Raw genomic sequence first — 12,810 nt, forward strand, 5'->3', positions numbered from 1 at the left:
GCGCATGATCCGCCAGTCGGGAATGACTTTGGCGACGCGATCACAGGCCGATTCAGTTATTTGGAACGCGATCAGATGCAAGGCAGGGTTTTGCACTTGCTGGTCGCGCGTCATGCCGGAATGTGCTCATAAAAATTGCTGCTGTGCGGGCCGCCGGTCGGATCCGGGCCATCGAGGCCCGGATCCATGCAGGATCGGACGTTCAGCCGGGACCGCCTACTTGATCGCGTCCCAGCTCTTCTGGATGTCGGTGGCGACATCCTGGGCGGACTTGCCGCCGACGAGATCGATCATGCCGGTCCAGAAGGCGCCGGCGCCGATCTTGCCCGGCATCAGGTCGGACCCGTCGAAGCGGAAGGTCGAGGCCTCGGCGAGGATTTCCCCCTGCTTCTTCAGCGCGTCGCTGGCATAGGCGTCCTTGTTGACCGACTTGAACGGCGTCACGAAGCCGCCCTGGGCCATCCAGATCTCATGGGCGAGCGGCATCTTCAGGAATTCGATGAACGCGCGGGCACTCTTGCTATCCTTGGTGATCATGGCCAGCGTGCCGGCGCCGAGCACCGGGGTGCCGAGGTCGGGCTTGGCAGCGTAAGGTGGGAAGTAGAAGAAGTCGGCGTCCTGGCCGATCTCGGTGCCTTCCGGGAAGAAGGTTGGGATGAACGACGCCTGGTGGTGCAAATAGCATTTCGGCGGCACCGAGAACAGGCCTTTCGGGCTGTCGCGAAAATCGGTCGCCGCCACCGCCTTAGCGCCGCCGTCGACCATCTTGTCGTCGGTCGCGATCTTGCCGAAAATGTCGATGGCGTTGACCACCGCGGGGTCGTTGAACGGAATCTCGTTCTTCACCCACTTGTCGTAGGTCTCGGGCGTCTGGGTGCGCAGCATGATGTCCTCGACCCAGTCGGTCGCCGGCCAGCCGGTGGCGCCGCCAGAACCGAGCCCGATGCACCATGGCGTGCCGCCGTCGGCGATGATCTGCTTTTCGAGCTCGGCGAGCTCTTCCTGCGTCTTCGGCACCTCGTAGTCGGCTTCCTCGAAATTGTCCGGCGAGTACCAGACCAGCGATTTCACGTCGGCCTTGTAGGGGAAGGCGAAAAAGCCCGGCTTGCCATCCTTGTCCTTGAAGGTGCCGAGATCGACCCATGACTGGCCGGCGCCGTAATTGTCCTTGATCCAGTTGGCGGTGTCGTCGCCGAGCGGCGTCAGCAGGCCCTTGGACGCCAGATCCTGGATCAGGCCCGGCTGCGGCAGCACGGCGATGTTGGGCGGGCTGCCGGCCTGCGTGTCGATGACGATCTGCTGTTCGTAATTTTCCGACGAGGAGTATTTGACCTCGGCGCCGGTGGCTTCCGAGAAATAGTCGAGAACGGTGCGGATGAGGCCCTCGTCCTCGCCGCGCCATGGCCCGAAGATCGACAGCGTCTCGCCCTTGAGGTCGACTTTCTTGAGCTCTTCGTAATTCGCCCAGTTGAAGCGCGGGTCTTCGCCCGGCTTGAACTTCAGTTCGGCTTGCGCCGGTGCGCCCAGTGCGAGCGCGACCAAGGCGGCGCTCAGCAGAAGCATTTTCCTCATTGGTATTCCCTCCCAGTGGTGACAGGCACCGGACGGAACCTCCATTCCGTCCGCCGACGCAGCAGGACTGTGACTCACTCGGAAAGGAACCGCAACCTTTCGAAGAGTCTTCCAAAGCGCTTTGGTCTTTGCAATCACGCCACTGAATTAATCAGAAGTCAAGAGGGCTGGTAAACTAATCGATTTAATTTCACGGCCACAAGAGCAAACAAAGTGCGCTGCAGCACCATTTTTGGCGCTGCAACAGCAAATTTTGCTTCAACCCGGTTAGAAAGGGTGCTTATGATCTTCGCATCGGTAGCGCTTGCCGCCGTGGCGCGAGCGACCCATAGTTAAAGCGCTTTGAGGCTTGGAGGCCTCCGGTGAACCTCAAACAGCTTTCCCACATGCTGGCGCTTTCGCAGACCACGGTAAGCCGCGCGCTGAACGGCTACCCGGAAGTCAACGAGGAAACGCGCCGGCGGGTGATCGACGCCGCCAAGCGCCACGGCTATCGCCCCAACCCGAGCGCGCGTCGGCTGGCTACCGGCAAGACCGGGATGATCGGTTATGTCTTGCCGACCGGGGCGGCCGTCGACATCGACCCGCATTTCGTCGAATTCCTCTCCGGTCTCGGCGACTACGCCCGTTCGCACGAACTCGACCTGGTGCTGTCCCCCGCCGATGCCGACGATCAGGAGACGACCTATCGGCGCATCGTCGCCAACCGGCAGGTCGACGCCGTCTACATCTCCTCGCCGAGGCCGGCCGACCGGCGGGTGGCGCTGGTCAACACGCTCGGCATTCCCTTCATCGTCCATGGCCGCAGCGAAGGGCTCGATTTCGACTACCCTTTCACCGACATCGACAATGAGGGCGCCTTCCACGAGGCGGCACGGTTGCTCGTCCAACTCGGTCACCGGCGGCTGGCGCTGATCAACGGCGACGGCCGCGAGACCTTCGCAATTCATCGCGAGCGTGGCGTGCGCCGGGCGCTGGCGGCGAGCGGCCTGGTGCTTGGCGAAGGCGATGTTTGTTCCCTCGCCATGACCGAGGAGAACGGCTACCGCGCCGCCAGACGGTTGCTCGAGCGCAGCGATGCGCCGACCGCGATCGCCTGCTCCAGCCTGATCATGTCGCTCGGCGTCGTGCGCGCGGTGCGCGATCTCGGCCTGACCATTCCGGGCGACCTGTCGCTGATCGCCCATGACGACGTCTTCCCCTGGCTGAAGCCGGAAAATTTTTCGGTGCCGTTGTCGACGACGCGTTCGTCGATCCGCCTGGCCGGCGCGCGCGTCGCCGAGCGGCTGGCGGCGCGGATTTCGGGGGTGGAGGAGGGCGCCCGCGGCGAAGTCTGGCCGGTCGATCTGGTGATCAGGGGATCGGTCGCCGGCGCACCGGCCTAGTCGTCGCATGGCTTTTGAACCGTACTGAGGAGGAGGACATGCAGCAGCTCAGTTTCGAAAATCCGGTGTTTGCGGCGTTTGCCATATCAGCAGCGATAATGGGGCTGAAGGCTGTGGCAATGTCCTGGCTGACCGTCATTCAGATGATGAGGTTCAGCAGTGGCTTCCGCTCGCCGGAAGATCTCAAGCGGACACCGTTCAATCCCTCGCCTGACCCCAAACAGTTACAGCCGGACGAGCGCGTGGAGCGGATTCGCCGTATACAACTCAACGATCTGGAAAACCTGCCGTTCTTTTTCATGGCCGGCGCTCTTTATGTGCTGACCGATCCGCCGCTGGTCCAAGCCCAATGGCTGTATTATGGCTACGCCGTTTCGCGTCTGCTGCATTTCGCAGCGTACTTCACAGCGCAAATCCACGAAGTGCGCGCCACCTTTTGGACCGTCGGCTCTCTCATCATCGTTTACATGGCGGTCGTCGCGCTGCTGCACGCTTTCTGATCGATTGTTTCGAAAGTAGCTCAGGCGATTCATGTCGTGGTGGTTTTGAGAACGGCAGCGCCACCAAGGTGTTTAATTCCCGGCGCTGTGCATGCGCCGTCCCTTGATCGCCTTTTCCAGCCCGATCTCCATTTCGGGGACTGACCCACTATGTCCCGCCTGAATATGATCGGTGGCTTCGGGAAAGCCAAAAGTCACAAACGGCAGAAGCGTTCAGGCGCCAGACCTATTCTTTCGCCGCCTCGGCCGCCTCGATGTTGAGCAGTCCATAGCCGAAATCATTGTCCCTCCCCTTGGGGCCGAGATCCCTGGCCGTGGCGGCCAGCGCTTTCTCGACCCAGTCGGCGGAACGGTCGGGTGCGGCATGCAGCAGATTGGCGATCGCGCCGGTGACGATCGCTGCGGCAAACGAGGTGCCGGTGACGACATCCGAACCGGCGCCGCTCGGCGCCACCATCTCGACGCCGGGAGCGGAGAGGAAGACGTAGGCGCCGCGATTGGCCTGCTGCATCAGCCCGTCCTTGGCATCGGTGGCGGTCACCGCGATGACGCCGTCGAAGGCGGCCGGGTAGCCGTAGGGCGCCTTCGGTCCGTTGTTGCCGGCGGCGGCGACCAGCACGATGCCCAAGGCGCGAGCATTGCGGCAGGCGACGCCGAGCAGGTCGTTCTTCGGGCCGACGAAGCTCATATTGATGATGCGGACGTCTTGCTCCGCCGCCCAGTCCAGCGCCGCAAGGATGACGCCCATGGTCGACTTGCCGCCCTCGAAGGCGCGGGCGTGGTAGATCCTGGCGCCCGGCGCCATGCCTTTGAGCGCGCCGACGCCGGCGATCAGGCCGTCGATCGAGGTGCCGTGATCGCGCGCCGCGATCGGCACCTCGGGCATGGCGTCGAACTGATCGGCGATGACGCCGCTTAGTGCCGGGTTGGTATCATCGATGGCGGTGTCGATGACGGCGATGCGTACATTCTCGCCGCTCGCCTCTTTCGCATCGAGCGCGATGCGTTCGAAGGCATAATTGACGATGGTGGCTGCCTGCTGCAGCGAGTAGATATGGTTCGGCTCGCGCCGCAAAGTGCGGCCGTCGGCGGCAAGCTGCGCCAGCACGACGCCGACCGGGCGGCCATCGGGAACGCCGAAGCGCACCAGCGTGGCGCCGAGCAACTGAGACCGGCGCTGCGAGCGCACCTCGAGGCCAAAGGAGGTGGCGATCTGCTGGACGGCATTGCCCTCCACCGTCACCAGCACCTCGTCCGGCACGAAATCACCGACGATGGCGCGCGGCGGCTCGGCCGCGACCAGATCGCTGGGCGAAACGGTCGGCCCGCCTGCCGCGGCTTGTTGTATCGCTGTCGCACCGGCGGGCGGGACCGGCGGCGGCAATGCACCGCTGGCCGGATCGCGGCGCGGATCGGGCGTCGGCAGCGGCGCCTGGCCGCCGCCGATCGGATTGGGGAACAGGTCGACGATCAGCGCGGGAAGAAGCACCGCATTTGTCGCGGCAGGACCTGCGCCGGGCCTTTCGCCGCTGCCATCCTTTGTGTCGCGCTTGATGCAGTCGGCCGCCGTCGCCCCTCGGTTGAGGCAGTCAATTTCAGTCTGCGTAAGGTTCGGATCATTGGTCTGCGCCAAGGCCGGCACAGCGCCGATTATCATCGCCGCCACGAGCAGCGCCGCAAATCGGATGACCGCCCTAGCCGCCATCGACCGGTTTCCTTCCCTCGACCACAGCCTCCGCGAAAGGCTGGGCGGCAATCAGGCCGAGCACTTTTTCATAGTCGGCTGCGGTCGCGGCCGGGATGCCAAGACGGAAGACACCTTCGGCGGTTGGGCCGGCGGCAATCTTCAGCTGGTGCTCGCCAAGAAAAGCGACAATGTCGGCCATCTTCGCATCCGGCTGGAACGTGACCAGCGCGAACGGCATTTTCGCAAGATCGCCTTGCTGGCCGGCAATTTCGAAATCCCTGTCGATGCCGCCAGGCTGCTCAAACGACTGCACCACAACAAGCGCCAGCAGAGCCGCGGCCGCAGCCCAGGCGACGCCGGCGGGAACTGCCGTGAAGCGGCCCCACGCTTGCGCCAGCCAGGACGCCGCCGGCGCGCGCGCTGGACCGGCCTCGGCGTCGAGCGCCCGGGCGAAGCGGCTGAGCGCATCGGCCGGCGGACGGATCGCTTCATTGGATGCAGCGGTGCCGGAGAATTCGGCCTCGGCCTCGCCGAGTGCGGCAAGCGCTGCCGGGTCGGTCGCCAGCCATTCCTCGACGGCTTCGAGCTCTGCACCTTCCAGCGAGCCATTCAGATAGAACGGCAGCAGCGTTTCCATTTCATCGCGGCGCGACATCTTTTCAGCGGCGCTCATGGCCACCCCCTGTCGTAACCGGCGGCCTTGAGGGCCTCGCCGAGTTTCTTGCGGGCGTAGAACATTCTGGTCTTGACGGTGGCGACCGGGATATCGAGCACCTCGCCGATCTCGCTCACCGACTGTCCGTGGTAGTAGGCAAGGTCGATCACCGTTCGGTGTTCTTCCGGCAAGGCATCGACGAAGCGCCGCAACGCGGCGCCCTTGTCTTCCTTCATGGTGACGACTTCCGGCGTATCGGCGCCGTCGGCGATCTGGGCGGCGTCATCGTCGTCGATCCAGTCTTCCTTTTTCTTGCGCAACGACGACAGCGCCTTGAAGCGGGCGATGCCGAGCAGCCACGTCGAGACTTCCGAGCGCCCCTCGAAGCCGGGCGCCTGGCGCCAGAGTTCGAGAAACACCTCGTTGGCGATATCGTCGGCCATCATTTCCGATCCGGTCTGGCGCACCACGAAACGGTAGACCCGCGCGTGGTGGCGCATGAACAGGAGCCGCACGGCGGCGCGGTCGCCCTTCGCGACCCGGCCGACAAGCGCACGATCGGTTTCCGTCGCTGCCGTCATGGCCGATCGAGCCGCCTGGCTCCTGTCTGCTCTGTCGCTGATCGGCCCAAAAAGGTTCACCGCTTTCCGCCCAGAATTCCCTGAAAGCTAGCCGAAGAGCGGCAGTGTTGCCAGAGGGAGGTTCTTCCCTTCTCCCCCTGTGGGAGAAGGTGGCCGAGCGAAGCTCGGTCGGATGAGGGGTGCTGGACGGATCGCTACACCGAAGAAATAAGCGCTTCAAATCCCTCAATATTTTCACGCCGAGTTTCTTCCAACACCCCTCATCCGTCTTGCCGCTTCGCGACAATCCACCTTCTCCCACAAGGGGGAGAAGGGAAGACGCGCGCTCAGTCGAGGAACGGCCTGGCCTTCATTGTCGCGGGCACCGGGACGCCGAGGCGCGCAAGCACCGTCGGCGCAAGCTGCAGCTGGTCTAGCAGCGTGTCGGCCTCCGGCCCGTTGCCCTGTCCGAAATAATACAGAGCAAAATCCTGCATCTCGTCGTCATGGCCGCCATGATGGCCGCGATCGGTCTGGCCGTGATCGGCGGTCACGATGACCTCGTAGCCGGCTTTCCGCCAGCGCGGCAGGAAGGCGGCGAGCATGCCGTCCATCGCATAGACGGCATGGTCCATCTCATGGCAGTCATGGCCGAAGCGGTGGCCCATCGAGTCCAGCGTGCAGGTGTGCAGGATGCCGTAGTCGATGCCGTGGCGTCTGGTCAGCATGGTCAGCGTCGCGAACAGGTCGACGTCGCTCGGCGTCATCTGGTTGCGGGCATTGTAGCCGGTCATGGTGTGGAACCGGCCATGCGTGATCGGCCCGCCGGGCTCGTCGAACTCCATGTCCTCGACCAGATCGAACGGATAGGCCCGGAAGAATTCGGACCAGTAGGAATGAGTGACCGCGCCGGTCTTGCCGCCGGCCTTGCTGACCTCGGAGAATATGTCGGGTTGCTCAACGCGGAACCGGTTCTCGTTGGTCAAGATGCCGTGCACTTGCGGCGCCACGCCAGTATGGATCGACGCATAGCAGCAGGCCGAGGTCGACGGCAGAACGGAGCGCATCTTCCAGACGCGCGCTTCGCCCGATTGCACCCAGCCTTCGAGATTGCCCATCAGCCGGCGCCAGTTGCGATAAGGCACGCCGTCAAGGATGATCAGCAGAAGTTTTGTCTCGAGCGCCACGGGCCGCTCCATGCGATTGGCAGTTGAGATTGGAGCGCCGACTGGGCACACGGCGCTTTTGTATATGAATCAACGGAGCAGGATTTGGCTAGGCCGCCAGCCAGCACTCGTTCAGGGCATAGCCGTCCATCATTTCGCCGATCGGGCTCTTGGCAAAACCGCCGATCTTGTTGGTCGCCGCCGCATCGATGAACTGGTTGAAGAAAGGCACGATTAGCCCGCCCTCGTCGCGCATCAGCACTGCCATATCATGATAGATCGCCTTGCGCTTGGCCTGGTCGAGCTCGCCGCGCGCCACAAACAGCATCTTGTCGAATTCCGGCCGCTTGAACCGCGTGTCGTTCCAGTCGGCGGTCGAGACATAGCCGGTGGAATACATCTGGTCCTGCGTGGCGCGCCCGCCCCAATAGGAAAGCGAAAAGGGCTGCTTGTTCCAGACCTCTGACCAGTAGCCGTCACCGGGCTCGCGCTTGATCTCGATCTTGATGCCGGCTTTGGCGCAGGACTGCCGATAAAGCTGGGCTGCGTCGACGGCGCCCGGGAAAGCGACATCGGAGGTGCGCAACACGATCGAGCCGCTATGACCCGATTTCTTGTAGAGCGCTGCCGCCTTTTCCGGATCGAACTTGCGCTGCTCGATGTCGGCCGAAAACAATGGATAGGCTTCGTTGATCGGGAAGTCGTTGCCGACCGAGCCGTAGCCGCGCAGGATTTTCTCCAGCATCTCGTTGCGGTCGATGGCGAGCTTCAGCGCCATCCTGAGGTCGTTGTTGTCGAAAGGTGCGGTGTCGCAGAACATATTGAACGGATAGTAGCCCTTGCCCGAGACGTTCTCGATGGAGACTCCGGGTATGCGCTTGACCAGATCCACCACCTTCGGCTCGACGCGGTTGATCATGTGGACCTGGCCGCCCTGCAGGGCGGCCAGCCGCGCGGTTGCGTCGTTGATGACGATGATCTCGATCTGGTCGGCATGGCCGGCCTTGTCGCCGCGCCAGTAATTGGCGAAGCGCTCGCCGCCGTGGCGCACGCCGGGCTGGTTGACGGTGACTTTATAGGGGCCGGCGCTGATGCCGGCACTCGGATCGTCCTTGCCGCCGTTCGGCTGGATGGGAAGATGGTAGTCTGCCATCAGATAGGGGAAGTCGGCATCCGCATCGCCGAGCGTGACGATGACCTCCTTGCCGCTTGCCTTGACCGTCTTGATATTCCTCAGGACGCCGAGCGCGCCCGACTTCGATTTCTCGTCGGCGTGGCGTTCGATGGTGGCCGCAATATCCTCCGCCGTGACGGTCTTGCCATTGTGGAACTCGATGCCGTCGCGCACCTTGATCGTCCACGTCTTGGCATCCGAGGATGCACCGATCTCTTCGGCGATGAGATTTTCCAGTTTGTTGTCGGGGTTCAGCCGGACCAGGTATTCGCCCCACTGCTTGCCGAAACTGTAGGTGACCTGGCTGAGGTTGAGTGCCGGATCGAGACTGTTGGTCGATTCTCCGCCTTGCAGGCCGGCCTTGATCGTTCCGCCTTTTACAGGCGTCTGGGCGAAGGCTTTGCCGGCCAGCGTCGTCGCCAGTGCTGCCGATACGCCAAGGGCTGCGGCGCGGCCGAGGAAGTCGCGGCGCGATATCCGACCCTGGCCGGCGAGGGTCGCGAGATGGTCGAGTTCAGTCGTCATTTTTCCAGATCCCCTTTCACGAAGAACAGCTTTGCACGAGCGGCGCCCGTTCGCGTTTGATCCTCTTCGCTCAGCGTTTCATCCGGATGACGGAAGCAGCGTTCTTTCCAAATCGTGATGCCGCGCGCTAATTCCCCGCGCTGGCCATGCGCCGTCCCTTGATCGCCTTTTCCAGCCAGCCGATCTCCATCTCGGGAACGGAGGACAACAAAAGGTCGGTATAGGCGTCGAAAGGCGGCGCCAGCACCTGGCTCTTCGCGCCGTAGCGCACCACCTCGCCGCGATACATCACTGCGATCGAATCGGCGATCGACTTCACCGTGGCGAGGTCGTGGGTGATGAACAGATAGGCGACGTTTTCCTCCTTCTGCAGCTCGAGCAGCAACTTCAGGATGCCGTTGGCGACCAGCGGGTCGAGCGCCGAGGTCACCTCGTCGCAGATGATCAGCTTCGGCTTGGCGGCAAGCGAACGGGCGATGCAGACGCGCTGCTTCTGGCCACCGGAAAGCTCGGCCGGGTAGCGGTCGACAAAGCCCTTGCCCATTTCGATCTTGTCAAGCAATTCGGCGACGCGCTTGTCGCGCTCGCGGCCGCGCAAACCAAAATAGAATTCGAGCGGCCGGCCGATGATGGTGCCGACGGTCTGGCGCGGGTTCATCGCCACGTCGGCCATCTGGTAGATCATCTGCAACTGGCGCAGATCCTCCTTGGGCCGATCGGCAAGCCGGTTGGCGAGCGGCCGCCCGTCGAAGGTGACGGTGCCTTGTTCGGGCGGCAGAAGGCCGGTGATGGCGCGCGCCAGCGTCGACTTGCCCGAGCCGGACTCGCCGACCACCGCCAGCGTCTGGCCAGGATAGATGTCAACCGAGACGTTCTTCAGCACCTTGATATGGCTGCGGCCATAGGCGGCGGTGATGTTCTTGACCGACAGGAAAGGGTTCGTGCCGGGCCTTTGCTCCTGGTGCTCGATCTCGTGCACTGACACCAGCGCATTGGTATATTCCTGGCGCGGCTCCTTGATGATCTGGCGGGTGCCGCCCCATTCTACCAGCCGGCCATGGCGCAGCACCATGATCTCGTCCGAGACCTGGGCGACCACGGCAAGGTCATGAGTGATGTACAGCGCCGCGACATGCGTGTCGCGGATGGCGTCCTTGATCGCCGCCAGCACGTCGATCTGCGTCGTCACGTCGAGCGCCGTGGTCGGCTCGTCGAAGACGATCAGGTCGGGCTCGGAGCACAGCGCCATCGCAGTCATCACGCGCTGCAGCTGGCCGCCTGACACCTGGTGCGGAAAGCGCTCGCCGATGCTTTCGGGGTTCGGCAGGCTGAGCTTCTTGAACAGCGCGATGGCGCGCTTTTCGGCCGCGGCCCGTGTCGCCGTGCCATGCAGCAGCGTCGCCTCGACGACCTGGTCCATCAGCCTGTGCGCCGGGTTGAAGGCGGCGGCAGCCGATTGCGCGACATAGCAGACCTCGCGGCCGCGCAGCTTGCGAAAGCCCTCCTTGCCGCCTTTGAGGATGTCGCGGCCGTTGAGGATGACTTCGCCGCCGGTGATCCGCACGCCGCCGCGGCCATAGCCCATCGACGCCAGGCCGATGGTCGACTTGCCGGCTCCAGACTCGCCGATCAGGCCGAGCACCTTGCCCTTCTCGAGCGACAGCGAGACGTCGTGGACCAGCACGATGTTCTTCGGCGCTTCGCCCGGCGGGAACACGGTGGCCTCGATGCGCAGATTGCGGATATCGAGCAGCACGGACTTTGCTCGCTGGTCAGCCATTACCCGCGCCCTCCCTTCAGGCTCGTCGTGCGGTTGAGCACCCAGTCGGCGACAAGGTTGACGGAAATCGCCAGCATGGCGATCGCCGCGGCAGGGATGAGCGCCGCCGCGATGCCGAAGACGATGCCGTCCTTGTTTTCCTTGACCATGCCGCCCCAGTCGGCGCTAGGCGGCTGCACGCCGAGGCCGAGGAAGGACAGTGTCGACAGGAACAGCACGGCATAGATGAAGCGCAGGCCGAGTTCCGAAACCAGCGGCGACAACGCATTGGGCAGGATCTCGCGGAAGATGATCCACACGCTGCCTTCGCCGCGCAGCTTGGCCGCCTCGACGAAATCCATGACGTTGATGTCGACGGCGACCGCCCGCGACAGGCGGTAGACGCGGGTCGAGTCGAGGATGCCCATGACCAGGATCAGCGTCACCAGATTGGTTGGCAGCACGGAGAGCACGACGAGGCCCATGATCAGCGTCGGGATAGACATCAGGAGATCGACAAGGCGCGACATAAGCGTGTCGAACCAGCCGCCGAAAACCGCCGCCGAGAAGCCAAGGATGGCGCCGAGCGAGAAGGACAGCGCGGTGGCCAGCACCGCGATGAACAGCGTGACGCGGGCGCCGTAGATCATGCGCGAAAGAAGGTCGCGGCCGAGATTGTCGGTGCCCAGCAAATGTGTCGCCGACATCGGTGCCCAGACGTCGCCAACGATCTCGCCATTGCCGTAAGGCGCGATCCAGGGCGCGAAGATCGCCGCCAGCACGAACAATGCCGTCAGCACCAGGCCGATCAGCGCAGGGATGGGGATGCGTTTTATGTCGAGCACAGCGCCGCCCCTCACTTCGGATGTCTGAGACGCGGATTGGCGACGATCGCCGCTATGTCCGCAATGATGTTCAGGCTGATATAAACCGCGGCGAAGATCAGGCCGACCGCCTGCACCACCGGTACGTCACGCTTGGTGACGTGGTCGACGAGATACTGCCCCATGCCCGGATAGACGAAGATCACTTCGACAACGACGACGCCGACGATCAGGTAGGCGAGGTTGAGCATGACGACGTTGATGATCGGCGCAATCGCATTGGGGAAGGCATGCCTGCGAATGACGGCGAATGCCGAAAGCCCCTTGAGCTCCGCCGTCTCGACATAAGCCGATTGCATGACATTGAGGATCGCGGCGCGCGTCATGCGCATCATGTGGGCGAGCACCACCAGCGTCAGTGCCGCCGCCGGCAGCATGATCGCCTGCATGCGCTCGCCGAACGGCATCCCGTCATAGACCGTCGAGATGCCGGGGAAGATCTGGTATTTCACGGCAAAGAAATAGACGAGCACATAGCCGATGAAGAATTCGGGAAACGAGGTCGAGGCAAGCGCCAGTCCGGAGATCAGCTTGTCGACCCAGCCATTGCGGTAACGCACCGCAATCAGGCCGAGGATGATCGCCAGCGGCACGGCAACGACCGCCGCCCAGAAGGCGAGGAACAGCGTGTTCCACAACCGCCCCTTGATCGACGTCGCAATATCCTGCCCGCTGGACATGGCGGTGCCGAGATCACCGGTCACGACGCCGCCGAGCCAGCGGAAATAGCGGATAAAGGCCGGATCGTTGAGGCCGAGCTGCTCGCGCAGATTGGCAAGCGACTCCGGTGTCGCCGACTGTCCGAGGATGGCTTGCGCGACGTCGCCGGGCAGGATCTGGGTGCCGGCGAAGATCAGGACCGATACGGCCAACAGCAGGAGGATGCCCAGCGCAATGCGCTGGGCCACCAGTTTCACGATGGGTGAGGACATATCCGCAAGGC

Annotated in this window: 11 protein-coding genes; 2 read left to right on the forward strand and 9 right to left on the reverse strand. The window is 63.5% G+C overall.

The genetic code is table 11. From position 1 onward, the window contains the following. Window positions 1–216: 216 nt before the first annotated feature. Window positions 217–1,572, reverse strand: a complete 1,356-nt coding sequence (locus tag AC0L3O_RS16840; RefSeq protein ID WP_473616103.1) for an ABC transporter substrate-binding protein — start codon at window positions 1,570–1,572, stop codon at window positions 217–219. Between the two features lie 362 nt (window positions 1,573–1,934). On the opposite strand from AC0L3O_RS16840, the gene AC0L3O_RS16845 reads away from it, so the two are divergent. Next, window positions 1,935–2,957, forward strand: a complete 1,023-nt coding sequence (locus tag AC0L3O_RS16845; protein ID WP_473616104.1) for a substrate-binding domain-containing protein — start codon at window positions 1,935–1,937, stop codon at window positions 2,955–2,957. Window positions 2,958–2,995: 38 nt separating this feature from the next. Continuing rightward, a complete protein-coding gene (locus AC0L3O_RS16850; protein ID WP_287063932.1) occupies window positions 2,996–3,457 on the forward strand; it encodes an MAPEG family protein in 462 nt (153 codons plus the stop codon). Between the two features lie 226 nt (window positions 3,458–3,683). Here AC0L3O_RS16850 and AC0L3O_RS16855 read toward each other — a convergent pair whose 3' ends face one another. From AC0L3O_RS16855 to AC0L3O_RS16890, 8 genes are all read right to left on the reverse strand, one after another. After that, on the reverse strand, window positions 3,684–5,162 hold the full coding sequence (locus tag AC0L3O_RS16855) for a S8 family serine peptidase (RefSeq protein WP_473616106.1): 1,479 nt from the start codon (window positions 5,160–5,162) through the stop codon (window positions 3,684–3,686). Beyond that, window positions 5,152–5,817, reverse strand: a complete 666-nt coding sequence (locus AC0L3O_RS16860; protein ID WP_473536255.1) for an anti-sigma factor — start codon at window positions 5,815–5,817, stop codon at window positions 5,152–5,154. The genes AC0L3O_RS16855 and AC0L3O_RS16860 overlap by 11 nt, the downstream gene beginning before the upstream one ends. Then, window positions 5,814–6,380 (reverse strand): sigma-70 family RNA polymerase sigma factor, encoded by a 567-nt coding sequence (locus AC0L3O_RS16865; RefSeq protein WP_473536254.1) that lies wholly within the window; start codon window positions 6,378–6,380, stop codon window positions 5,814–5,816. The genes AC0L3O_RS16860 and AC0L3O_RS16865 overlap by 4 nt, the downstream gene beginning before the upstream one ends. Window positions 6,381–6,706: 326 nt before the next feature. Then, complete coding sequence (locus AC0L3O_RS16870) at window positions 6,707–7,546, reverse strand: alkaline phosphatase family protein (RefSeq protein WP_128171039.1); 840 nt, start codon at window positions 7,544–7,546, stop codon at window positions 6,707–6,709. An 88-nt stretch (window positions 7,547–7,634) separates the two neighbouring features. After that, entirely contained in the window at window positions 7,635–9,224 is a 1,590-nt protein-coding gene (locus AC0L3O_RS16875) for an ABC transporter substrate-binding protein (protein ID WP_473616107.1), read from the reverse strand. Between the two features lie 127 nt (window positions 9,225–9,351). Then, entirely contained in the window at window positions 9,352–11,004 is a 1,653-nt protein-coding gene (locus AC0L3O_RS16880) for an ABC transporter ATP-binding protein (RefSeq protein WP_128244538.1), read from the reverse strand. Next, window positions 11,004–11,828 carry an ABC transporter permease gene (locus AC0L3O_RS16885; RefSeq protein WP_128244537.1) on the reverse strand — a complete coding sequence of 275 codons (825 nt, stop codon included), beginning with the start codon at window positions 11,826–11,828 and terminating at the stop codon, window positions 11,004–11,006. The genes AC0L3O_RS16880 and AC0L3O_RS16885 overlap by 1 nt, the downstream gene beginning before the upstream one ends. Before the next feature lie 11 nt (window positions 11,829–11,839). After that, window positions 11,840–12,799 carry an ABC transporter permease gene (locus tag AC0L3O_RS16890; RefSeq protein ID WP_023796836.1) on the reverse strand — a complete coding sequence of 320 codons (960 nt, stop codon included), beginning with the start codon at window positions 12,797–12,799 and terminating at the stop codon, window positions 11,840–11,842. Between the last annotated feature and the right edge of the window lie 11 nt (window positions 12,800–12,810).

Source organism: Mesorhizobium sp. WSM4810 (assembly GCF_055811235.1).

Excerpts from the sequence above, each read along its gene's own strand:
- AC0L3O_RS16840 (WP_473616103.1), bottom strand. The coding sequence starts at position 1,572 with ATGAGGAAAATGCTTCTGCTGAGCGCCGCCTTGGTCGCGCTCGCACTG.
- AC0L3O_RS16850 (WP_287063932.1), top strand. The coding sequence starts at position 2,996 with ATGCAGCAGCTCAGTTTCGAAAATCCGGTGTTTGCGGCGTTTGCCATA.
- AC0L3O_RS16855 (WP_473616106.1), bottom strand. The coding sequence starts at position 5,162 with ATGGCGGCTAGGGCGGTCATCCGATTTGCGGCGCTGCTCGTGGCGGCG.
- AC0L3O_RS16860 (WP_473536255.1), bottom strand. The coding sequence starts at position 5,817 with ATGAGCGCCGCTGAAAAGATGTCGCGCCGCGATGAAATGGAAACGCTG.
- AC0L3O_RS16865 (WP_473536254.1), bottom strand. The coding sequence starts at position 6,380 with ATGACGGCAGCGACGGAAACCGATCGTGCGCTTGTCGGCCGGGTCGCG.
- AC0L3O_RS16875 (WP_473616107.1), bottom strand. The coding sequence starts at position 9,224 with ATGACGACTGAACTCGACCATCTCGCGACCCTCGCCGGCCAGGGTCGG.
- AC0L3O_RS16880 (WP_128244538.1), bottom strand. The coding sequence starts at position 11,004 with ATGGCTGACCAGCGAGCAAAGTCCGTGCTGCTCGATATCCGCAATCTG.
- AC0L3O_RS16890 (WP_023796836.1), bottom strand. The coding sequence starts at position 12,799 with ATGTCCTCACCCATCGTGAAACTGGTGGCCCAGCGCATTGCGCTGGGC.